Annotated in this window: 26 protein-coding genes and 2 pseudogenes; 15 read left to right on the top strand and 13 right to left on the bottom strand. The window is 67.9% G+C overall.

All coding sequences use genetic code 11. From position 1 onward, the window contains the following. Positions 1–2568, top strand: coding sequence for an ATP-dependent Clp protease ATP-binding subunit (locus tag NC7_RS00140; protein WP_067977529.1), 2568 nt, complete (start codon positions 1–3; stop codon positions 2566–2568). A 60-nt stretch (positions 2569–2628) separates the two neighbouring features. Here NC7_RS00140 and NC7_RS00135 read toward each other — a convergent pair whose 3' ends face one another. Together NC7_RS00135 and NC7_RS00130 are read right to left on the bottom strand one after the other, a co-directional pair. Beyond that, the gene (locus NC7_RS00135; RefSeq protein ID WP_067977414.1) at positions 2629–3081 is read right to left on the bottom strand and encodes a DUF1877 family protein; all 453 of its coding nucleotides are present in this window, start codon (positions 3079–3081) and stop codon (positions 2629–2631) included. Between the two features lie 76 nt (positions 3082–3157). Next, positions 3158–3616 (bottom strand): DUF1877 family protein, encoded by a 459-nt coding sequence (locus tag NC7_RS00130; protein ID WP_067977413.1) that lies wholly within the window; start codon positions 3614–3616, stop codon positions 3158–3160. Positions 3617–3742: 126 nt separating this feature from the next. Here NC7_RS00130 and NC7_RS00125 point away from each other — a divergent pair, with 126 nt between their 5' ends. Then, positions 3743–4390, top strand: a complete 648-nt coding sequence (locus NC7_RS00125; RefSeq protein WP_084457642.1) for a vWA domain-containing protein — start codon at positions 3743–3745, stop codon at positions 4388–4390. Here the strand turns inward: NC7_RS00125 and NC7_RS00120 are convergent, their stop codons facing one another. The 3 genes from NC7_RS00120 to NC7_RS00105 form a co-directional block, all read right to left on the bottom strand. Further along, complete coding sequence (locus NC7_RS00120; RefSeq protein WP_067977407.1) at positions 4391–4702, bottom strand: helix-turn-helix domain-containing protein; 312 nt, start codon at positions 4700–4702, stop codon at positions 4391–4393. A gap of 318 nt (positions 4703–5020) precedes the next feature. Further along, on the bottom strand, positions 5021–6274 hold the full coding sequence (locus NC7_RS00110; RefSeq protein WP_067977404.1) for a sensor histidine kinase: 1254 nt from the start codon (positions 6272–6274) through the stop codon (positions 5021–5023). 40 nt (positions 6275–6314) lie between these two features. After that, positions 6315–7010: a TetR/AcrR family transcriptional regulator gene (locus NC7_RS00105; protein ID WP_084457639.1), complete on the bottom strand. Its 696-nt coding sequence runs from the start codon at positions 7008–7010 to the stop codon at positions 6315–6317. Positions 7011–7113: 103 nt separating this feature from the next. On the opposite strand from NC7_RS00105, the gene NC7_RS00100 reads away from it, so the two are divergent. From NC7_RS00100 to NC7_RS00085, 4 genes are read left to right on the top strand one after another with little or no spacing between them, the layout of a single operon-like run. Then, entirely contained in the window at positions 7114–7767 is a 654-nt protein-coding gene (locus NC7_RS00100; RefSeq protein WP_067977525.1) for an FMN-dependent NADH-azoreductase, read from the top strand. Beyond that, on the top strand, positions 7764–8084 hold the full coding sequence (locus tag NC7_RS00095; RefSeq protein ID WP_067977402.1) for a DMT family transporter: 321 nt from the start codon (positions 7764–7766) through the stop codon (positions 8082–8084). The genes NC7_RS00100 and NC7_RS00095 overlap by 4 nt, the downstream gene beginning before the upstream one ends. 55 nt (positions 8085–8139) lie before the next feature. Continuing rightward, positions 8140–8586, top strand: coding sequence for an SRPBCC family protein (locus NC7_RS00090; RefSeq protein WP_067977401.1), 447 nt, complete (start codon positions 8140–8142; stop codon positions 8584–8586). Between the two features lie 53 nt (positions 8587–8639). Continuing rightward, entirely contained in the window at positions 8640–9077 is a 438-nt protein-coding gene (locus NC7_RS00085) for an OsmC family peroxiredoxin (RefSeq protein WP_067495675.1), read from the top strand. A 4-nt stretch (positions 9078–9081) separates the two neighbouring features. On the opposite strand, the gene NC7_RS00080 is transcribed toward NC7_RS00085, so the two are convergent. From NC7_RS00080 to NC7_RS00065, 4 genes are all read right to left on the bottom strand, one after another. Next, on the bottom strand, positions 9082–9534 hold the full coding sequence (locus NC7_RS00080) for a hypothetical protein (RefSeq protein ID WP_067977400.1): 453 nt from the start codon (positions 9532–9534) through the stop codon (positions 9082–9084). A 36-nt stretch (positions 9535–9570) separates the two neighbouring features. Beyond that, complete coding sequence (locus NC7_RS00075; protein ID WP_067977398.1) at positions 9571–10341, bottom strand: CbtA family protein; 771 nt, start codon at positions 10339–10341, stop codon at positions 9571–9573. Further along, positions 10332–10532: a CbtB domain-containing protein gene (locus NC7_RS00070; RefSeq protein WP_067977397.1), complete on the bottom strand. Its 201-nt coding sequence runs from the start codon at positions 10530–10532 to the stop codon at positions 10332–10334. Before NC7_RS00070 ends, NC7_RS00075 begins: the two co-directional genes overlap by 10 nt. Positions 10533–10740: 208 nt before the next feature. Beyond that, complete coding sequence (locus NC7_RS00065; protein WP_067977396.1) at positions 10741–11064, bottom strand: antibiotic biosynthesis monooxygenase family protein; 324 nt, start codon at positions 11062–11064, stop codon at positions 10741–10743. Positions 11065–11096: 32 nt separating this feature from the next. On the opposite strand from NC7_RS00065, the gene NC7_RS00060 reads away from it, so the two are divergent. Next, a complete protein-coding gene (locus NC7_RS00060; protein WP_067977394.1) occupies positions 11097–11837 on the top strand; it encodes an alpha/beta fold hydrolase in 741 nt (246 codons plus the stop codon). Positions 11838–11859: 22 nt separating this feature from the next. Here NC7_RS00060 and NC7_RS00055 read toward each other — a convergent pair whose 3' ends face one another. Further along, positions 11860–12729, bottom strand: coding sequence for an iron-sulfur binding domain-containing protein (locus NC7_RS00055; protein WP_067977393.1), 870 nt, complete (start codon positions 12727–12729; stop codon positions 11860–11862). A 90-nt stretch (positions 12730–12819) separates the two neighbouring features. Between NC7_RS00055 and NC7_RS00050 the strand changes: the two genes are divergently transcribed. Both NC7_RS00050 and NC7_RS00045 read left to right on the top strand, forming a co-directional pair. Further along, the gene (locus tag NC7_RS00050; RefSeq protein WP_067977523.1) at positions 12820–13443 is read left to right on the top strand and encodes a carbonic anhydrase; all 624 of its coding nucleotides are present in this window, start codon (positions 12820–12822) and stop codon (positions 13441–13443) included. A gap of 71 nt (positions 13444–13514) precedes the next feature. Next, positions 13515–14189 (top strand): hypothetical protein, encoded by a 675-nt coding sequence (locus NC7_RS00045; protein ID WP_067977391.1) that lies wholly within the window; start codon positions 13515–13517, stop codon positions 14187–14189. 146 nt (positions 14190–14335) lie between these two features. Here the strand turns inward: NC7_RS00045 and radA are convergent, their stop codons facing one another. Together radA and NC7_RS00035 are read right to left on the bottom strand one after the other, a co-directional pair. Beyond that, a complete protein-coding gene (gene radA, locus NC7_RS00040; RefSeq protein ID WP_067977390.1) occupies positions 14336–15736 on the bottom strand; it encodes a DNA repair protein RadA in 1401 nt (466 codons plus the stop codon). Positions 15737–15814: 78 nt separating this feature from the next. Continuing rightward, a complete protein-coding gene (locus NC7_RS00035) occupies positions 15815–16519 on the bottom strand; it encodes a copper chaperone PCu(A)C domain-containing protein (protein WP_236573738.1) in 705 nt (234 codons plus the stop codon). A 352-nt stretch (positions 16520–16871) separates the two neighbouring features. On the opposite strand from NC7_RS00035, the gene carD reads away from it, so the two are divergent. The 6 genes and pseudogenes from carD (at position 16872) to NC7_RS00005 (ending at position 21569) form a co-directional block, all read left to right on the top strand. Continuing rightward, positions 16872–17360 carry an RNA polymerase-binding transcription factor CarD gene (gene carD / locus NC7_RS00030; RefSeq protein WP_019044685.1) on the top strand — a complete coding sequence of 163 codons (489 nt, stop codon included), beginning with the start codon at positions 16872–16874 and terminating at the stop codon, positions 17358–17360. Position 17361: 1 nt separating this feature from the next. Beyond that, positions 17362–18042 (top strand): annotated as a pseudogene (ispD, locus tag NC7_RS00025) (2-C-methyl-D-erythritol 4-phosphate cytidylyltransferase); the annotation flags it as partial. A 167-nt stretch (positions 18043–18209) separates the two neighbouring features. Then, entirely contained in the window at positions 18210–18680 is a 471-nt protein-coding gene (gene ispF / locus NC7_RS00020; protein ID WP_067977388.1) for a 2-C-methyl-D-erythritol 2,4-cyclodiphosphate synthase, read from the top strand. 105 nt (positions 18681–18785) lie between these two features. Next, positions 18786–20189: a cysteine--tRNA ligase gene (gene cysS, locus NC7_RS00015; RefSeq protein ID WP_067977385.1), complete on the top strand. Its 1404-nt coding sequence runs from the start codon at positions 18786–18788 to the stop codon at positions 20187–20189. Continuing rightward, positions 20189–21172: a 23S rRNA (guanosine(2251)-2'-O)-methyltransferase RlmB gene (gene rlmB / locus NC7_RS00010; RefSeq protein WP_067977383.1), complete on the top strand. Its 984-nt coding sequence runs from the start codon at positions 20189–20191 to the stop codon at positions 21170–21172. The genes cysS and rlmB overlap by 1 nt, the downstream gene beginning before the upstream one ends. 118 nt (positions 21173–21290) lie before the next feature. Continuing rightward, positions 21291–21569, top strand: a complete 279-nt coding sequence (locus tag NC7_RS00005; RefSeq protein ID WP_067977381.1) for a DUF4190 domain-containing protein — start codon at positions 21291–21293, stop codon at positions 21567–21569. A gap of 1 nt (position 21570) precedes the next feature. Here the strand turns inward: NC7_RS00005 and NC7_RS28795 are convergent. Then, positions 21571–21703: pseudogene (locus tag NC7_RS28795) on the bottom strand (IS481 family transposase); the annotation flags it as partial.

The raw sequence follows: 21703 nt of genomic DNA, 5'->3' as shown, positions 1-21703 counted from the left end.
ATGTTCGAGAGGTTCACCGACCGCGCGAGGCGTGTCGTTGTCCTGGCCCAAGAAGAGGCCCGGATGCTCAACCACAACTACATCGGCACCGAGCACATCCTGCTTGGGTTGATCCACGAGGGCGAGGGCGTGGCGGCGAAGTCGCTGGAGTCCCTTGGCATCTCGCTGGAGGGTGTGCGCAGCCAGGTCGAGGAGATCATCGGGCAGGGCCAGCAGGCGCCGTCCGGTCACATCCCCTTCACCCCGCGTGCGAAAAAGGTGCTGGAACTGAGTCTGCGCGAGGCGCTGCAGCTCGGTCACAACTACATCGGCACCGAGCACATCCTGCTCGGCCTCATCCGCGAGGGTGAGGGCGTCGCCGCCCAGGTGCTCGTGAAGCTGGGCGCCGATCTCAATCGGGTCCGTCAGCAGGTCATCCAGCTGCTGTCCGGGTACCAGGGCAAGGAGCCCGTCGAGGGCACCGGCTCGCGCGGTGAGGCGGGCACGCCGTCCACTTCGCTGGTGCTCGACCAGTTCGGTCGCAACCTCACGCAGGCGGCGCTGGAAGGCAAGCTCGACCCCGTCATCGGCCGCTCGAAGGAAATCGAGCGCGTCATGCAGGTGCTGAGCCGCCGCACCAAGAACAACCCGGTGCTGATCGGTGAGCCCGGCGTCGGTAAGACCGCCGTGGTCGAGGGCCTGGCGCAGGCCATCGTCAACGGCGAGGTCCCCGAGACCCTCAAGGACAAGCAGCTCTACACCCTCGACCTGGGTTCCCTGGTCGCGGGCAGCCGCTACCGCGGTGACTTCGAAGAGCGCCTGAAGAAGGTGCTCAAGGAGATCAACACCCGCGGCGACATCATCCTGTTCATCGACGAGCTGCACACGCTCGTCGGCGCGGGTGCTGCCGAAGGCGCCATCGACGCTGCCTCGATCCTGAAGCCGAAGCTGGCCCGTGGCGAGCTGCAGACCATCGGTGCGACCACCCTCGACGAGTACCGCAAGTACATCGAGAAGGACGCCGCCCTGGAACGCCGCTTCCAGCCGGTGCAGGTCGGCGAGCCGACCGTCGAGCACACCATCAACATCCTCAAGGGTCTGCGCGACCGCTACGAGGCGCACCACCGGGTGTCCATCACCGACGGTGCCCTGGTCGCCGCCGCGACGCTGGCCGACCGCTACATCAACGACCGGTTCCTGCCGGACAAGGCGATCGACCTCATCGACGAGGCGGGCGCGCGCATGCGTATCCGCCGGATGACCGCGCCGCCGGACCTGCGCGAGTTCGACGACAAGATCGCCGACGCCCGCCGCGAGAAGGAAAGCGCGATCGACGCGCAGGACTTCGAGAAGGCCGCGCGCCTGCGCGACAAGGAGAAGCAGCTCGTCGCCAAGCGCGCCGAGCGGGAGAAGCAGTGGCGTTCGGGTGACCTGGACGTAGTTGCCGAGGTCGACGACGAGCAGATCGCGGAGGTGCTGGCCAACTGGACCGGTATCCCCGTCTTCAAGCTCACCGAGGAGGAGACCACCCGTCTGCTCCGTATGGAGGACGAGCTGCACAAGCGGATCATCGGCCAGGAAGACGCCGTCAAGGCCGTCTCCAAGGCGATCCGCCGCACGCGCGCCGGTCTGAAGGATCCGAAGCGTCCCTCCGGCTCGTTCATCTTCGCCGGTCCGTCCGGTGTCGGTAAGACCGAGCTGTCCAAGGCGCTGGCGAACTTCCTGTTCGGTGACGACGACGCGCTCATCCAGATCGACATGGGCGAGTTCCACGACCGCTTCACCGCGTCTCGCCTGTTCGGTGCCCCTCCGGGGTACGTGGGCTACGAAGAGGGCGGCCAGCTCACCGAGAAGGTGCGCCGCAAGCCGTTCTCCGTTGTCCTGTTCGACGAGATCGAGAAGGCGCACCAGGAGATCTACAACACCCTCCTGCAGGTGCTCGAGGACGGCCGTCTCACCGACGGTCAGGGTCGTACGGTCGACTTCAAGAACACCGTGCTGATCTTCACCTCGAACCTCGGTACGTCCGACATCTCCAAGGCCGTCGGCCTGGGCTTCACCCAGTCCAACGCCGAGGGGTCGAACTACGAGCGGATGAAGCTCAAGGTCAATGACGAGCTGAAGAAGCACTTCCGCCCCGAGTTCCTCAACCGCATCGACGACGTGATCGTCTTCCACCAGCTCACCAGCGAGCAGATCGTGCAGATGGTGGACCTGATGATCGGCCGCGTCGCCAAGCAGCTGAAGAACAAGGACATGGGCATCGAGCTGACCGAGCAGGCCAAGGCCCTGCTGGCCAAGCGCGGTTTCGACCCGGTCCTCGGTGCGCGGCCGCTGCGTCGCACGATCCAGCGCGAGATCGAGGACCAGCTGTCGGAGAAGATCCTCTTCGGCGAGATCGGCGCGGGCCAGACCATCACGGTCGACGTCGAGAACTGGAACGGCGAGGGCCAGGGCGAGGACGCCAAGTTCACCTTCGAGGGCAAGACGAAGCTGACCAAGGCGCCCAAGGGCGACGACAAGCCCGAGGTCGTCCTCACCGGTGCGGCCGAGGGAACCACCCCCGACGCCGCCGCCTCCGGCGAGTAACCGGCTGAACGAAAAAGCCCGCCTCCTGCGAACCGGAGGCGGGCTTTTTCCTGCCCGGTATCAGCCGAAGTGCTGGATCAAGGCGGACTCGTGATGGGCGGCATGCTGAAATACGGCGACCAGGTTGCGGTGATACTCCCGGAGGTAACCGAGGCCGTCGTTGCTGGGAAGCCCCCACATATTGGGATATACCCGCGCCGCCACCATGGCCGCCGGGTCATAGTGGTCGGCCAGCGTGGCGAACGGCGTATTCGTGAGCAGTTCCGCGGTGTGTGACACCTGCTCAGCTGTCCACCCGTTGTACTCGCCGACCGGCAATGGCACGGCTGTGAAGAACAGGTCGACACCGGTGCGCGCGGCCTCCAGCAGGTAATTCAGGCCGCCCCATGCCTTGTCGAGATAGCCGCTCGGATCGCCCGCGGGCGGCTCGTACGCGGCGAGGAACTCCTCCATGATGTCGCGGTGTCGCATCGCCGCTTCCAGTTCGGTCGCGCTCACTCTCATGAACGACATAATTGCCCCCACGTCAACTCCCTTGTCTCTCGGTAACTTTCGTCAGAACACAGTGGTGACCACCCACGCCCGGCGGTTATTGGAACAGCACGACGGCTTGTGAATCGCGCTCGGCGGCGAAGACGAAGAATTCGCGCAGCGCGTCGTAGTTCTCGCGGAGGAAATCACGGCAGAAATCGGTGTCCCAGATCGCGGGATAAATGTCGTCGTCGTCCATGGCGGCCGGGTCGAAATGTTTCTCCAGGACGCTGTAGGGCGTCGCGGTGAGGATGCGGGCGGCCGCGGCGATCTCGGCGGCCGACCAGATCCGCGTGGCGCCGTCGCCAGCCCAGGGGTCGAGATCGCCGAACAGGTCCAGGTCGATGTTCGCGGCCTCGAGCAGGTAGCGCAGGCCGTCCCAGGCTTTGTCGATGTCGCCGTTGGGTTCGCCGGTGTGGTCGAGCCTATCGATCAGGTCGAGCGCGGCCTCGGCATCGGCGGTGATGCGGGCGGCGTCGGCGTCGGAAATTCGGTGGAATGCGAGAACTGGGCCCATGGGAAGCGAAGGTAGGAATGCGAACTTGGAGATACCTTTCGGCTCGCTTTTCGTGGTCTCCCGCAGGTGAATTCGCGGCGTACGGTGGATCGGGCCAGTCCACACGACACGGGGGTGTTCACGCACATGACTGATTCCGATCGCACGCTCATCGCTGTTCTGCTCGACCGTTCCGGTTCGATGCAGACGATCAAGGCCGACACCGAAGGTGGGTTGGCCGCGTATTTCGAGCAGCAGCGGGAGGTGCCCAAACGCATCGAGGTGACGTTGGCGCAGTTCGACACCACCTACGAGGTGGTCTATTCGAATGTGCCGCTGGACCAGGTGCCCGCGCCGAACCTGCTGCCCCGAGGTGGGACCGCGCTGTACGACGCCGTCGGCAAGCTCGTCACCAGCGTCGGCGAGGAACTCGCCGCCCGCCCCGAGCACGAACGTCCCGGCACGGTGATCGTGGTCGTCCTCACCGACGGCCACGAGAACTCCAGCCGCGAATGGACCCACGCGGCGGTGCGCTCGCTCATCACCCAGCAGCAGGACGTCTACAACTGGACCTTCGTCTTCCTCGGCGCCAACATGGACGCCGTCGGAGTAGGCTCCGCCCTCGGCTTCGACCCCGGCTCCTCCATCACGTACGCCCCCGTTGCGGGCGGCGTCCGAGGCGCCTTCGACGCCCTCTCCGCCTACTCCGCCCGAGCCCAGGCCGCCCCGGCTGGCATGGCCCGCCGCGCCAACTTCTCCGACGCCGAACGCCGCCGAGCAGGCGAGAACACCTGACTAAGCCGCATCGACCTTCTCGAATCGAGCGACGAACCGCACTTCGAGCGCATGTGCCAGCCGTTCGAGCATGCCTATCGTCGGTGTTCCACCACCGGATTCCAAGCGCGAGACTTCAGGCTGCCGCAGTCCGGCACGTTCAGCGAGCTGCGTCTGCGTCAGTCCGAGCTCGAGGCGCCGTTCTCGGATGGATTCGGCCAACTGGATCGCCAGGATCGCCTCCGCCCGGCCGGCCTGGTACTCACGTGCGTCGTAGTCTGGACCGGTCATTCGCTCGCGGCGCAGATCGTCCATCGAAGGGTGTTCGGTCATTCGGGTTACCTCCTGTCGAAATCTGTGTGGGCACAGCCGTGCTCCGATTCGCACACCTTGCGCAAGGCTTTGGCTCGTGCGACCTCATCGGTCTCCCGCATACGAGTCTTACGGAAAACGGTCAGCAGCACGATGCGACGGCCCGGTGCGAGCCAGTAGGTGATACGCATTTCTCGCGGATGGAGGTGGAATCGGAGCTAACGGATGCCTCCGCCGAGGTTGCGCGACCACGGTTCACCCAGCGTGGTTGCCCGTTCCGCGAGCATGCCCACATACACATCTACCTGGGCGAACTTTCCCGGATCGGCACGTGGTTGCTCATGCCTCGGCCCCCGCCGTGGCGCCGTTGGCGGCTACCTCGGCGCCCGCGGGTCGGGCGGGAAGCCGGGCGGCCACTCGGAAACCGCCGGACGGGCGGGGTCCGGCGGTGAGGGCTCCGCCGAGGGCGTGGGCCCGTTCGCGCATGCCGATGATGCCGTTGCCGCCCAGGCCGGTACGGGTGGCGGTGCCGGTGGGGCGGGTGTTGTCGACGGTGATGTCGACCGTGTCGGTGGTGTAGCGCAGGGTGACCGTGGCCGTCGAACCGGGCGCGTGGCGCGTCACATTGGTCAGCGATTCCTGGATGATGCGCGCCGCGGCGACGTCGATCACGCTCGGCAGCTTCTTCGGGGTGCCGATGATCCTGGTGTCGACGGGCAGCCCGGTCGCTCTTGTGCGCCGCAACAGGGTGTCGAGGTCGTCGAGGGTGGGGGCGGGGGCGCGCGGGGCGGGCGCCGGAACCGGTTCGGGTGCAGGGGTTTCCGGCTGTTCGGGTGCGGCGGGCGCGCCGCTGCGGATGGCGTGCAGCAGTGTGTGGACCTCGGTCAGCGCTTCTTTGGAGGTGGTTTTGATGGTGGCCAAGGCGGCGGCGGCCTGCTGCGGTTTGCGGTCGAACAGCTCCAGCGCCACCGACGACTGCGCATTGATGAGCGAAAGACTGTGTGCCAGAACGTCGTGCAGTTCGCGGGCGATGGCGAGCCGCTCTTCGGCGGCGGCCCGTGCCTGCTGTGCCTGTTCCTCGCGTTGCACCGCCTCGGCACGCTGCGCCCGCGCGAGCACCACCGCGCGCCGCTGCCGGATGCCCTCGGCGATGCCGACCAGGACACCCAGCCAGGCGAGCAGGCCGAATACCTGCCACCCGTCGACCTCGCGACCGAGCAGGGTGGGGAGCGGCCACACCATCATCAGATAGCCGACGACCACCGAAGGGTAAGTGCGCCAGCGTGAGCCGTGCACCGCGGCGGTGAGGAAGGCGATGACGAGGGAAAGCAAGATCGGTCCGTACCCGTAGTCGCGCAGCACGTAGGACACGGCGGCGAGCAGCGCGACCGCGAGTACCGGTTCGGGAAGCAACCGCCGGAAGCCGAGCGCGATCGGCCCGGCCACCAGCAGCAGATAGGCGAAGGCGTCGAGCGAGCGCACCCCGGTCTGCTGCGCGTTCGCCCCCGAACTGCCCGCCAGCTGCACTATCGCGACAACCACCGCCAGCGCCCAGTCCCGCACGGCCGCGTCACGCTCCCACTTCGCTCCCACCCACGCAACCCTATTGCGTCGACCCGACAGAAGCGTCGGCCTACGCACGTATTTTTCCCACACCCCCGTCGCGTGGCCGCTGGAGGGATGTGGTGCCCGCCCGCTCGCTGCCCGCCACGATCACCTGGTCACCAGCAGGTTGTGCGGTCCCGAGCAGCCGGTGGGCGAGCACCGACAGACCAGCGGTGATCTGATCGGGGGTCAACCCACGCTCGCGCTGCTGGAGGTAGACCTCGGCCGCCACGGGCGCCAGGACCGTATCGATCAGCGAATCCGGCTGGGGGACACCGGCATCGACCAGCAGTGCGCGCACGTGCAGCGACCAGAAGCCGTAGGCGCCGGTGGCGAAGCGGGCGCCGCCGGTTTCGGCGCCGAGCACCAGATGCGCGTGCGCGCTGAGCAATTCGACCATCGCGGCGTAGAAGGCGGCGAGTCGCTCGGTGGGGGGCGCGCCGGGCCCGAGCGGGGGGTCGCCGCGCAGGAGTTGCTCCTGGATGGCGCGTTCGTGTTCGTCGAGCAGGGCGACGGCGATGGCGTTGCGGTCGGGATAGCGCCGGTACAGGGTGCCCCGGCCGACGCCCGCGGCCTTGGCGATGTCGTCCATGGTGACGGTGCGCGGGTCGCGGGTGGCGAAGAGGTCGGCCGCCGCGGCGAGCACCTTGGCGCGGTTGCGTGCCGCGTCGGTGCGTTCGGGAGGTGGCGCCGTGCCGGTGAGCAGGTCGGATCGAGGCTCCATGGGCTCGACTCTAGCCGAGAAACCAATATGTGGACAAGGTGTCCACTTGTGCTCTATCGTCGAATCAAGCGGACATAACGTCCGGTTAGTGAAAGGTTCGACCATGACCCACCTGCTGCACCTCGACGCCAGCGCCAGGACCGGTTCCCTCAGCCGCAAGCTCGGCGCGGAATTCGTGCGGGCCTGGCGCGCAGCGGCCCCCGAGGGCGACTACACCTACCGCGACCTCGCCACCGACCCCGCACCATTCATCGACGAGGGCTGGACCCAGCTGTGCGACGCCGTCCTCGCGGCGGGCAGCACCGACCTCGATCGCCTGCCCGACCTGGCCGTCACCCCCGCCGCCTCGGCCGCCTGGCGCATCGTCGAACCGCTGCTGGCGCAATTGCTGGCCGCCGACGTGATCCTGATCGGCACCCCGATGTACAACTACTCGATCCCCGCCACGCTCAAGGCCTGGCTCGATCAGGTGACGTTCCCTCGGATGTCGCTGGGGCACAGGCGGTTCGTCGTCGTGTCCGCCCGGGGCGGCGCCTATTCGCCCGGCGCCCCGAAAGCCGCGTTCGACTATCAGGAGCGCTACCTGCGCGACTTCTTCGCTGGTCACTACGCCGTCACCGACACCGTTGTCGTCAACGCCGAACTCGCCAACGCGGTGTCGGATCCGAACCTCGCCCACCTGCGTGCCGAACACGCGGCCTCGCTCGACGCCGCTCTCGCCGAGGTACGCCTGCTCGCAAAGGATTACGTGCGATGAACTGGGTCCTGCTCGGCGTGGCCGGGCTCGTCGAAATCATCTGGTCGCAGACCATCAAACCCACCGAGAACTTCACCAAGCTCGGGCCGACCCTGCTGTGCGTCGCGCTCGGCTCGCTCGCGGTCTACCTGCTCTCGCGTGCCATGCAGACGCTCCCGGTCGGCACGGCGTACGCGGTGTTCACCGGAATCGGCGCGCTCGGGGCGATCGGGCTCGGTGTGCTCGTGCACAAGGACCCGCTCAGCGCGGGTCGGGTGTTCGCGCTGGCCCTGATCCTCGGCGGCATCGTGCTCGCGCGTGTCACCAACCCCGAGTGACGCTGTGGCACACCCGATGCGGGCTCGGTGGGCGTTCGACCGGTAAGGTCGGCTGATGGACCAGCCAGTTCGCCCCCCGGACCTGTCCACTCGGCCCCACGAGCTCACCGTCGAGCGAGTCATGAAGGCCCAGCCGAGCCTGCTGTACGCGGCTTGGACCCAGGGCCTCGACCTGTGGCTGGCCGTCCCCGGCTCGGTGCTGATGCGGCCCGCCGTGCACGAGCCCCTCTATTTCGACACCGGCTCGGCCGAGAAACGCAACCCGCACTACGGCCGCATCCTCACCCTCGAGCCGAACCGCCGCATCGAGTTCACCTGGGTCACCGCCGCGACCGAGGGGGTGGAAACCGTCGTCGCCGCCGAATTCCTGAAGCAGCCACGCGGCATCCGGTTGCGGCTGCGGCACTCCGGTTTCCCCACCGCCGCCATCCGCGACCTGCATCAGCAGGTCTGGCCGGACAAGCTCGAACGCCTCGACGAAGTGACGAGTATCCCGGTCTGAGCTCACGTAGGTTCGGTATCGCACACACACCTGACTGATGCGAAAGGAACGTAATGGCGACTCGTAGCGCACGCACACTCTGGGCAGGCGGGCTGCAGGACGGCTCCGGGCAGGTCGAGCTGGTCAGCTCCGGGGTCGGCAAGTACGACGTGACCTTCCCCCGGCGCGCGGCCGACAACGCCGAGGGCACCAGCCCCGAAGAGTTGATCGCGGCAGCGCATTCGTCGTGTTACTCGATGGCGCTCTCGGCCGAGATCGCCAATGTCGGCGGCACCCCGGAAAGTCTCGATGTCACCGCCGACGTGACGCTCGGCCCGGACCCGGCGGGCGGTTTCCGGATCAGCAAGATCAAGCTCACCGTCCGTGCCGTCGCCTCGGGCATCGACGCCGAGGGCTTCTACACCGCGGCGACCGCGGCCAAGAACGGCTGCCCGGTGAGCAAGGCGCTCGCCGGTGTCGCCGAGGTGGAACTCGACGCCGAACTGATCTGAGCACTCACCGCTGGGTGAACCAGCGGTGTGCGGCCGGGGTGTACATCGCCGCAATCGCGATCACCACCGCGAGGATGTGCACCGCCCGGCAGGCCACCAGGACGGCCGAGTCGGTCGGGAGCCCACCGAACAGGGCACCGAAGTCGTCGGTCGACAGCACCACCGCGAGTGGTTCGATGACGAGCGAGACCAGCCCGATCACGCCGATGCCGACCGTGAGCAGGGCCCGCGCCACGCGGCTGCCGTCGGCCATGCGCATCGCCACCCCGAGCACCACCAGGTAGATGGCCAACCGGGGCAGCAGACCTGTTGCGGTGGCGCCGAACTCGGTACCACCGCGCACGGCGCGCAGCAGCCCCTCGGCGACCCCGGCGGCGAGCGCGGTGACCAGCCCGGCGAAGGCCACGCGCACCGCGCCGGGACGGACGGCGGAAACAGAGAAGGCAGTGTCGGTCATGACGGCGACACTGCCTTCTCGTCGTACTCGCGAGGATCACCCCGAGGTAGCGACCTCGCGTGCTACCGGAGTGCTACGCGCGGTCGACCATTCGGTAAGCGCCGCGAACGCCAGTCCCAGAGCCGCCCAGAGCGTGGCGGTTTCGGCGAGTGACGCCACCCGGAACTGCCACAGCAGCGTCGCGGGGAAGTCGTCGGACACTTCGTTCACACCCGGCAGCAGCACATAGCCGACCGCCGTGACCAGTGCGAACGCCGCTACCGCCGCAATCAGCCGGAACGAGCTGAGCTGTCCGGCCAGCGCACGGTAGGCCGCGATCGCCGCCGCGACGGCGAGCAGGCCGAGCACGACTACGGCCACCCACAGCCAGGTGCGCTGATCGATGGTCGCCGGGTCGCCGACGGCCGGTGGATTCGCCGGGTACTTGAAGAACGGCACCGCGACGATCGCCACCCACCCGAAACCCGCTGCGGCCAAGCACAATCGGGGACCAGGCAGGGTGGTGAACCGACGGCCCACGTTCAGCACGGCGGCGAGGATCGCACCGAAGGCCATCCCGGCGAGCGCCAGCGCGAGGAACTGGCCTGCCTGCTGCCCCGACCGGCTGACCAGCGGTTCTTCCTCGTGTGAGTGCTCCTCGACAGTTCCGTGCGAATGTCCGCCGGATCCGGCTTCCTCGATGGCGATCGCCGCATCGATGTGCGGTTCGCCGATGAAGAAGCCGACCGTCGCCGCGAGCAGACCGGCGATCAGACCCGCCAGCAGACCACGTAACAGCAGGGTTTTGAGTGATCCGGTCAGTGGCACGGGACACCGAGCAGGTGACGTCCGTCGTGCATCAGCTCGTGCAGGAACATCCCGCTACGCGAGACGGCACCCTGGTCGAAACCGACCAGGTACAGCGTGAGCAGTGCAAGCAGAACGACACCGGCCGTGACGAGCACGGTCGCCAGGGTGTCGAGGCCGGTAGAGCGGCTGGGTGAATGCGCGATGGCCATTCGGGTCCTCCTCCGGGATGCGCGTCCCGCGATCGAAGCGATGGGCGAGGGTGCCGATGTCTGGCTGTCCGCACCGGAATCCGGTACGGAACACAGTGGCGCGACCGCTCCGGAATCTCACCGGATTACCGCGCACCCTCGCGTGTTACTCCCGAACTGTGACAGGCGCCCTCGGCGCGCGTCAACACATCCAGCGGAAACGCCCGGATCAGGCCTTCGCGGGCACGTCGAGCACGACCTCGAATTCGAGCAGCGACGCACCGGTCGACACCGGCTTGGGCCGTTCGCCGTCGCCACCGTGACCGGCGTGCGCCGCGCGGGCCGGGCCGTCCCGCCACGCTGCGAACGACTCCTCCGAATCCCACTGCGTCACAACGAAGTACCGGTTGTCACCGGCCACCGGGCGCAGCAACTGGAAGCCGAGGAAACCGGGGGAGTTCTCCACGGCGTGGGCACGCGCGGCGAACCGCTTCTCCAGTTCGGGGCCAGCGCCCTCGGGAATCTCGATCGCATTGATCTTCACAACAGCCATGACCCGACTGTATACGGGGCAGAATCGGGGACGTGTTGTACGACGAAGGCGGGACCGGACAGCCGATTCTGCTGCTGCACGGGCTGATGGGAAGCGCACGGACCTGGTCGGATCAGGTGCCGTGGCTGCGCGAGTTCGGGCAGGTGTACACCTTCGATGCCGCAGGTCACGGCCGTGTTCCGCCTGCGGAGCTCACCACCGAGGCGTTCGTCGCCGACCTCGCCGAGCACACGGCGGCGATCACCGAACCGATGATCGTGATCGGGCATTCGATGGGTGCGCTGCACGGGTGGGTGTTCGCGGCGACCCATCCCGAGCGGGTGCGGGGGATCGTCGTCGAGGACATCGCCCCGGATTTCACCGGCCGCACCGCCGCGCACTGGGCCGAACTCATCCACTCCTGGCCGCAACCCTTCCCGGACGAACAAGCCGTCCTCGACTATTTCGGTCCGGTCGCCGGTCGCTACTTCCTGCGCGCGTTCGACAACGACGACGGCTACCGGCTACACGGGGAGGTCGACACCTTCCGCGCGATCTCCGAGGAATGGGGAACCCGCGACTTCTGGGACGAGTGGAAGTCGCTGAGCGTTCCCGCGCTGCTCATCGAAGGCGAACACACCATCACCCCGCCGGGTCAGATGCGAACCATGGCCGAGGTACATCCGGACGCGGAGTACGTGCGAGTCCTCGGCGCGGGCCACCTCATCCACGACGAACGGCCCGAGGAATACCGCGCGCACGTCGAGGGGTTCCTCGCGCGGTTGCGGGCGTGAGACGGCTTCGCGTCTCCCAGCGTCAGGCGCCTTCGCCTGCCAGCGCGAACAAGCCGTCTTCGGTCTGCTCGATCAGCCCGTCGACCAGCAGCGAATCCAGCGCACGGGCCCGCTGTCCCGGGTCGCGGGTCCAGGCCAGATCCAGGCGCACCCGTTCGACCGGGCCCGACGCCTCACGCAGCACGTCGAGCAGCCTGCCGCGTGCCTGCCGATCGGTGCCCTCGTACTTCTGCACCTTGCGGACGACCTCGGCGGCGGGTCTGCCCGCGTCGACCCAGGCGCAACGCGGCAGCGGACACCGGGCGCAGTCCGGGTTGCGGGCCGTGCAGACCAGCGCACCCAGTTCCATCAGCGCCGCCGAGAACTTCGCGGCCCTCGGTACCGAGGTCGGCAGCAGGGCCTCGGTTTCGGCGAGATCGCGCGAGGACGGGTTACCCGGTTCCCGACCGTGCACCGCTCGCGCGACCACACGGCGAACATTGGTATCCACCACGGGAACTCGCTGCCCGTAGGCGAAACACGCCACCGCGCGTGCGGTGTAGGCGCCGATTCCCGGCAGGCTCAGCAGCACGTCGACATCGGTCGGAACCACGTCGCCGTGCTCGGTCGCGAGCACCCGGGCGCATTCGTGCAACCGCAGCGCGCGGCGCGGGTAGCCGAGCTTGCCCCACGCGCGCAACACCTCGGCCTGTGACGACGCCGCCATCGCCGAGGGCACCGGCCAGCGCGCCACCCATTCGCGCCAGATCGGCTCCACCCGGGCCACCGGGGTCTGCTGCAGCATGATCTCGCTCATCAGGATGTGCCAGGCGGTCGCCTCCGGCCGCCGCCACGGCAGATCACGCGCCTGCTCGGTGAACCAATCCAGCAGGACCTCGGCGTCGATACTCACTGTTTCCGTTCCGTCTCTGCCAGGCCGACTTTGCCGAGGCGTAACAGCGCAGACTCGCTGGTAACCACGAGCGTGTGCACAATGGTCGGTATGCCTGGTTCCAATCCGATAAGCGCCTGGAAGTCGCTGCGCGAGGGCAACGAGCGCTTCGTCAACGACACTCTGCTGCATCCTAGCCAGGGGGCGGCCGACCGAGCCAAGCTCGTGAACGGACAGCGACCGCACGCCATCCTGTTCGGCTGCGGCGATTCGCGAGTGGCCGCAGAACTGATCTTCGACCAGGGTCTCGGCGACATGTTCGTGGTGCGCACCGCGGGCCACGTCGTCGACTCCTCGGTGCTCGGCTCGATCGAATACGGCGTCGAGGTGCTCAATGTGCCGCTGATCGTCGTGCTCGGCCACGACAGCTGCGGCGCGGTGAAGGCCACCATCGACGCGCTCGACGGCGGCGCCGTCCCCGGCGGCTTCATCCGCAGCGTGGTCGAGAAGGTGACCCCCTCGATCCTGCTCGGCCGCCGCGAAGGGCTCACGACGGTCGACGAGCTGGAGGCCCGGCACGTGGTGGAGACCAGCAAGCTGCTCATGCAGCGCTCGATGATCATCTCCCAGCGTGTCGCCACTGGTCAGTGCGCGATCGCGAGCGTCACCTACCAGCTGTCGGACGGTCGCGCGCACCTGCGCCGGGTGGTCGGCAACATCGGCGAGACGGTCTGAATCGGGCGGTAAGCGCCCGACACGCCGAGGTCATCGAGCGCGCCCCCGCGCGCTGCGCTTACCTTTGAAGCGTGCTGGAACCGAATGGACCGCTGCCACCGGAGATCTACTGGCGTCGTCGCGCGCTCGCCATCGGCGTCATCATCGTCGCGCTCGCGATCGTGGTCTGGCTGGTCACGATGGTGGCGCGGGGTGGTGATTCGTCCGGTTCGTCGGCGGGCGCGTCCTCGACGACGGTCGCGAGCACATCCCCGACCAGCAGCTCGAGCAGTGCCGCGGCGTCGAGCACGTCGGTGACCAGTACGTCGGCGGCGCCGTCGTCGACGGCCTCGGCGACCCCGGAGCCCGCGGCCCAGCCGTGCGGCGATCAGTCGCTGGCGCTGAAGGTGACGGTCAACCAGCCGACCTACCGGGTGGGCGACCAGCCGGGCTTCGGCACCGTCATCACCAATATCTCCACGGCCGCCTGCTCGCGCGATCTCGGCGCGGGCCCGCAGTTCCTCGTCTACACCCTCGACGGTCAACGCAGGCTGTGGGCGAGCAACGACTGCACCCCGGACGGGCCACCGGAGATGAAGACCCTGAAGGCGGGCGAGCAGCTGTCCTACAAGGGCACCTGGTTCGGCACCACCTCGCAGCCGCAATGCGCGGGAGAGCGGCTGCCCGTTCCGGCGGGGGCGTACATGGTCGTCGCACAACTCGGTGCCATCCGCAGCGCCGCCGAACCGTTCAATCTGGCCGACTGAAATCCGTCCGACCGGGCATTATGCGGATGCGCTGTAAATCACATGTCCAAGACGGCTGATTTGCAGAATTCGCAGGATCGGCAACCGTGTCAATGGATGTTGCCGCCGAAATGCCGAATTCGACCGGAAAGCGCCGTTTGCCGGAGTTATTCCACGGCCACCGGTTCGCGGGGTGCCCGGGATTTGCGGAGTTCGGCCAGCCGCAGCGCCGAACGCAGATCCCCCACCTCGTAGATCCGCATCGAACCGAGCTTCGACTTCTCCGAACCAGGGGGTACCAGGGCGGTGGTGAAGCCCAATCGCTCGGCCTCGGCCAGGCGCCGGGTGAGTCCGGTGATCTTGCGGACCTCGCCCGCGAGGCCGACCTCACCGAGGATCACCCAGCCCGCGGGCAGCGCGATATCGGCCTCGGCGCTGGCGATGGCGAGGGCGATGGCCAGATCGGCAGTCGGCTCGACCAGGCGCATGCCGCCGACGGTCGCCGCGTACACATCGTGCTTGCCGAGGAACACCCGGCCACGGCTCTGCAGCACGGCCAACACCATGGCGACGCGGTTGTAGTCCAGGCCGCTCACCGCACGTCGTGGCTGGGGGATCTCGGTCTTCACCGTGAGACCCTGCACCTCGGCGACCAGCGGGCGTTTGCCGTCCATCGCGACCGTCACCGCGGTGCCTGGCACCGCGTCGGTGCGATGGTGCAGGAACAGCCCCGACGGATCGTCGACGCAGGCGATGCCGTCTTCGTGCAGTTCGAAACAACCCACTTCGTCGGCACTGCCGAAACGGTTCTTGATGCCGCGCACCATGCGTAGCGAGGAGTTCTTGTCGCCCTCGAACTGCAGCACCACATCCACGAGATGCTCGAGCGTGCGCGGACCTGCCACATTGCCGTCCTTGGTGACATGCCCGACCAGCAGCACCGCGATCCCGCTCGCCTTGGCCAGCGAGGTGAGCGCCGCCGTCACCGCGCGCACCTGGGTGACACCGCCGATCACGCCGTCGACCTCGGGGGCGAGCATCGTCTGGACCGAGTCGACGACCAGCAGCGTCGGGCGCACCTGTTCCACGTGCCCGAGCACGATCGACAGGTCCGATTCGGCGGCCAGATACACCCGGTCGTGCACGGCACCGGTCCGGTCGGCCCGTAGCCGCACCTGCCCCGCCGACTCCTCCGCCGTCACGTACAGCGCGGTCTCGCTGCGTTGGGCCGCCCACCGGAACGCGACCTCGAGCAGCAGCGTCGACTTGCCGACGCCCGGCTCTCCCGACAGCAGCACCACCGACCCCGGCACGACCCCACCACCGAGCACCCGATCGAGCTCGCTCACCCCCGTCGACCTGGCCTGGGTGATCTTGGCGTCGATCTGTGTCAGTGGCGCCGCGGCCGTGCTCGGCAGCATGGCCTTGCGCCCCGGTGCCGTGGTCGCGGCCGAGACCGCGACTTCGTTCACGGTGCCCCACGCGCCACAATCAGGACACTTGCCAACCCATTTCGACACCTCGTGCGAACACGCGGTGCATCGGAAGACAGCTTTGGTCTTGGCCACACGCGCACCCTACGGACCGGGTCCGACAACAAAGAAAGCCGCCGCGAAAGTTCGCGACGGCTTGCTCTGGCGCTGGTCTCAGTGACCGCCGCCCGCGCCCTCGGGCGCCGGGCCGGACTTGTCGTTCTCGACACGCTCGGAGGTGGCGGCGTCGACCGGAACGTTCACCTGCACGGTGCCCGCGTCCTTGAAGTTGAAGGTGACCGTGTAGGTCAGGCCGGGGGTGATGTTCTCCGCGAGACCGGTGATCTCGATGCTGGCGGGCACGGCGGCGGCATTGCTCGCGCTGGAGTCGCCGCCACCGGGCGCCGGGGTCGGCGCCACGCTGGTGCTGGTCGGGGCGGCCGTGGTGGTGCCGTGGTGGTCGTCGCCCTCGGCCGCGGCGGTGACGCTCGCCGGGCCGACGAGCACGGTCTCCTGCGGCTTCAGCTCGAACTTGCCACCGGCCGGGCCGGTGATCTTGATCGGGCCGAGGTCGGTGCTCACGCTGGTGAGCTCGTCGGTGACGGTCTCGCTGCCGTTGATGATCGACAGGGCGAGGACGGCCTTGCCGCCCTTCTGGTGCTCCGAGGTCGCCTCGGGGTACACGATGTGCACGTTGCGCAGGGAGATCTCGCCGACATCGGCGTGGTTGCCGTTGATGGCGGCGGCCTGCGACGAGGTCTGGGTGTGCTGGCCGGCACTGCAGCCGCTCAGGGCGATGCCCGCGGCGGCGGCGAGGGCGGCAACCGTCGCCATGCGACGTCGCGCCGACGGGGCGGTCACAGCTTTCAGGGCAGTCACGGTTTGTCCTCCATGTCGACCGGGCTCACTCCGTTCCACACGGGGACCGGAGGGTAGTAACTAGGCAGCGTAGTAGTTCGCTTCGCGCGCGTGGCGTCGGGGCTCGCGACGCGCGGGGGCGGAAGTAACAGTTCGGTGTCCCGGACCCGGTTGCCGGGGCGATGCCGGGCGCCTCGATGGGGAATACCGGTCGTTGTGCTGGTGGTTAACCTGTTCTGGCGCAACACAATGCACAACAATTCTTGATTGTCAACCCCTTGGATGTCCTCGTTGTGGCCCTGACCTGCACAGTTGATCGCGCCGTTACCGAGTCGCATGTTAAACTGTGAACATCGAAAGGGGCACGGGACACATGATTTTTAAGGTCGGAGACACCGTCGTTTACCCCCACCACGGAGCGGCGCTGATCGAAGCAATCGAGACCCGCACCATCAAGGGTGTGCAGAAAGAGTATCTGGTCCTGAAGGTCGCGCAAGGCGACCTGACCGTTCGCGTTCCCGCGGAAAACGCCGAATACGTCGGCGTGCGCGACGTCGTCGGCCAGGAGGGTCTCGACCGCGTCTTCCAGGTGCTACGCGCGCCGCACACGGAGGAGCCGACCAACTGGTCCCGCCGTTACAAGGCCAACCTCGAGAAGCTCGCCTCCGGCGATGTGAACAAGGTGGCCGAGGTCGTGCGCGACCTGTGGCGTCGTGAGCAGGACCGCGGCCTGTCCGCCGGTGAGAAGCGGATGCTGGCCAAGGCGCGTCAGATCCTCGTCGGTGAGCTCGCGCTCGCCGAGGGCACCGACGACGGCAAGGCCGAATCGCTGCTCGACGAGGTCCTCGCCGCGGCCTCGTAGTGTGCGACCTGTCGTAGCACTGGTTCCTGCCGCCGGTCGTGGCGTGCGCCTGGGTGAATCCACCCCGAAGGCGTTCGTCCCGGTCGGCGGTACACCTATGGTCCGGCTCGCCGTTGACGGGCTGATCGCGTCCGGTGCGGTGCACCTGGTCGTCGTGGTCGTGCCCGCCGAACTGGTCGACGCCGCGTCCGCTCTGCTGTCCTCCACGTCGCTGACCGGCGATTCGATGCCCCCTGTGCCGGTGCGGGTCGTCGTCGGCGGCGCGGAACGCACCGATTCGGTGCGCGCGGGCATCGCGGCCGCGCCCGACGCCGGGTACTACCTCGTGCACGACGCGGCCCGCGCGCTCACCCCGCCCACGTTGATCGCGCGCGTGGCCGCCGAACTACAGGCGGGCAGACCCGCCGTCGTACCCGCCCTGCCCGTCGTCGACACCGTGAAATCGGTCGACGCCGCGGGTGCGGTCACCGGCACCCCCGACCGCGCCCTCCTGCGCGCCATCCAAACCCCCCAGGGCTTCGACGCCGACCTCCTGCGCCGCGCCTACGCCACCGACCTCGCCGCCACCGACGACGCGGGCCTGGTCGAACGTCTCGGCGCCACCGTGCACACAGTCGCGGGCGACCCACTGGCATTCAAGATCACCACGCCACTCGACCTGACCCTCGCCGAAGCCGTTCTCGCCCGCCGACGCGATGCCCCGGCCGACGCAACCGCCTCGCTCGAGTCGGCGGGGACGCCCGAGGCCGCGTCCGCAGACACGACAACACAGCTCGCGACCGCCGATTCCCTGCCCGGCGGCGACTCCGCGCAGCTCAGTCGCTCTGCCGACCGGAGCGAGGTCGCGAAATGAGAGTCGGCATCGGCAGCGACGTGCATCCCATCGAACCCGGTCGTCCCTGCTGGATGGCTGGATTGCTGTTCCCGGACGCCGACGGCTGCGCGGGCCACTCCGACGGTGACGTGGCAGTGCACGCCCTGTGCGACGCACTGCTCTCCGCCGCCGGTCTGGGCGACGTGGGCGCCGTCTTCGGCGTCGGCCGCCCCGAATGGGCCGGAGTGACCGGCGCCGCCATGCTCACCGAAGTCCGCAGACTCCTCACCGGCGACGGCTACTCCGTCGTCAATGCCGCCGTGCAGGTCATCGGCAATCGCCCCAAGATCGGCCCGCGCCGCGCCGAAGCGCAAAAAGTACTCGGCGAATTACTCGACGCGCCGGTGTCGGTGTCCGGTACCACCACCGACGGGCTCGGCTTGACCGGGCGCGGTGAAGGTGTCGCCGCCATCGCGACCTGTCTGCTGGAGTGTTCGCAGCCCTGACGGGCCTTCCCCACCCGGCCGCCCTGTCGTCGCCGCCCGTATTACGGCGAGCCACGAACCGGCCGGTCAACCTCACTCTCATCCCACCGACTAGGATCGAATGCCGTGACCTTGCGCCTTTTTGACACCGACACGCGGACCATGCGGGAATTCATCCCGCTGGTCCCCGGCCGTGCCTCGGTGTATCTGTGTGGTGCCACCGTGCAGGGTCAGCCCCATATCGGGCATGTGCGCAGCGGCGTCGCGTTCGACGTGCTGCGCCGGTGGCTGCTCGCGCACGACTACGACGTGCGATTCATCCGCAATGTCACCGATATCGACGACAAGATCCTGAACAAGGCCGCCGAGGCGGGCAGGCCGTGGTGGGAATGGGCCGCCACGCACGAGCGCGCGTTCGATTCCGCCTACGAAACCCTCGGTGTACTTGCCCCGTCGGCCGAACCGCGCGCCACCGGGCACATCACGCAGATGGTCACCCTGATGGAACGGCTGATCGAACGCGGCCACGCCTACGCCGCCGACGGCGACGTGTATTTCGACGTGGTGAGCTGGCCCGAATACGGTGAGCTCTCCGGCCACAAACTCGACGACGTACACCAGGGCGAAACCCCGACCAGAGGCAAACGCGACCCCCGCGATTTCACCCTGTGGAAAGGCGCCAAGCCGGGCGAGCCGAGTTGGCCGTCGCCGTGGGGCCCCGGCCGTCCCGGCTGGCATCTGGAATGCTCCGCGATGGCCGAGTTCTATCTCGGTGCCGAATTCGATATCCATTGCGGTGGAATGGATCTGATCTTCCCGCACCACGAGAACGAGATCGCCCAGTCGAAGGCGGCAGGCGACGGTTTCGCGCGTTACTGGCTGCACAACGGCTGGGTGACGATGGGTGGGGAGAAAATGTCGAAATCGCTCGGCAATGTTCTCTCGGTGCCGAATGTGCTCACCCGAGTGCGCCCGGTGGAATTGCGTTTCTATCTCGGCAGCGCGCATTACCGTTCGATGCTCGAATACTCCGACAAGGCGCTCGACGACGCGGTCGCTTCCTATCAGCGCATCGAAGCGTTCGTACGGCGCGTGCACGATCGGGTGGGCGCGGTGCCGGTCGGAAAATGGACCGACGCCTTCGCCGCCGCGCTGGACGACGATCTGGCGATTCCCAAGGCACTGGCCGAGATCCACCATGTGGTCCACGAAGGCAATCGCGCCATGGAGGCGGGCGCGCTCGACACCGCGGCCGAACTGGCCGGGCAGGTGCGGGCGATGCTCGGCATTCTCGGCGTCGACCCGTTCGACGAACACTGGTACACCCCCGCCGACAATTCGGCGGCGCTCGACGCGCTCGACGTGCTGGTCCGTACGGAGCTGGATCGCCGGGCGAGCGCGCGGGCCGACAAGAACTGGGCAGAAGCCGATGCCGCACGGGATCGGCTCATCGCGGCGGGTATCGAAGTCACCGATACCCCGCAGGGGCCGGAATGGTCGCTGGGCGCAGCTAGCGGAAAGGCGAACTGATGGCAGGCAATTCACAGCGACGCGGAGCGATCAGGAAGGGCGGCACCAAGAAGGGTGCCGTCGTCGGTTCCGGTGGCAAGCGCCGCCGCGGCCTCGAAGGGCGCGGCGCCACCCCGCCCGCGGTCGAACGCACCAAGCATCCCGCCGCCAAGCGGGCCGCCGCCGCGGCCAAAGCCAAAGCGGCACAGAGCCGTCCGACCGGCAAGTCCGGTGTGCCGCGGGCCGGACGTAAATCCGACGACGGTCCCGAGCTCGTGCTCGGCCGCAACCCCGTGCTCGAGTGCCTGCGCGCCGACGTCCCCGCGACCGCGCTCTACGTGGCGGTCGGCACCGAGAACGACGAACGGCTCACCGAGAGCGTGCAGCGCGCCGCCGACCTCGGCATCTCCATCCTCGAGGTGCCACGCACCGACCTGGACCGATTGAGCGCCAACGGCTTGCACCAGGGCGTCGCCCTGCAGGTGCCGCCGTACCGGTACGCCCACCCCGAAGACCTGATGGACCGGGTGAAGTCGACCGCCGAGCCCGCGCTGCTCGTCGCGTTGGACAACATCACCGACCCGCGCAACCTCGGGGCGGTCATCCGCTCGGTCGCCGCGTTCGGTGGGCAGGGTGTGGTGATCCCGCAGCGGCGCAGCGCGGCTGTCACCGCGGTGGCGTGGCGGACGAGTGCGGGAGCGGCGGCGCGTCTGCCGGTCGCCCGGGCGACCAATCTGACCCGCACGCTGAAGGACTGGGCGGCGCAGGGTATCCAGATCGTCGGGCTCGATGCTGGTGGCGATACGACGCTCGACGATTTCGACGGCAGTGCGCCGACGGTTGTCGTCGTGGGGTCGGAGGGCAAGGGGTTGTCGCGACTGGTCCGCGAGACCTGTGACTCGATCCTGAGTATCCCGATGGCGGGCCCGGTCGAGTCGCTGAACGCTTCGGTGGCTGCTGGTGTGGTGCTGGCTGATATCGCTCGACAGCGTCGACTGGGCTGAGGTGTTGTCGGAGCCGAGCGCACCGCGTCCGGCTCTTTTGGCTCACGCCAGCGCTGCGAACACCGAACTTGTGGTTCGCTGACGCCGAATCGTGGTCGCACACCGTAGAATTCGGGGGGTGGCGATCCCCAATCAACCGATCGGCCCGACGGTCGAGCATCCGCAGGCGAACATGATCCTCGTGCTCGGGCTGCTCAGCCCGTTCTGCTGCGGGATCTTCGGTCCGGTCGCGTGGACGCTCGGGAAGCGGGCGCTCAACGAGATCGACGCGTCCTACGGTGGGCTCAGTGGCCGTCATCAGGTGCTGATCGGGTACATCGCCGGAATCTTCGGCACGATTCTGATGATCTGCTTCGCCCTGCTGTACCTGGCCGGTTCCTGCAACGGGAACTTCTGAGCTAGTTGTACTGCCCAGGCAGGTTGGTCAATCGGGTGACGGGGGCCTTCCTGCCGATAGCAGTGTGTTGCCGGTGGTGATTGTAGGTGTGCAACCAGGCCGGTAGAGCGGCTCGCCGGGCTTGTTCTGACCGG

The organism is Nocardia caishijiensis NBRC 108228, from assembly GCF_001612825.1.
GTDB lineage: Bacteria > Actinomycetota > Actinomycetes > Mycobacteriales > Mycobacteriaceae > Nocardia > Nocardia caishijiensis.
Note: the sequence above shows the minus strand (reverse complement) of the source record. Positions and strands in the feature narration are given on the sequence as shown.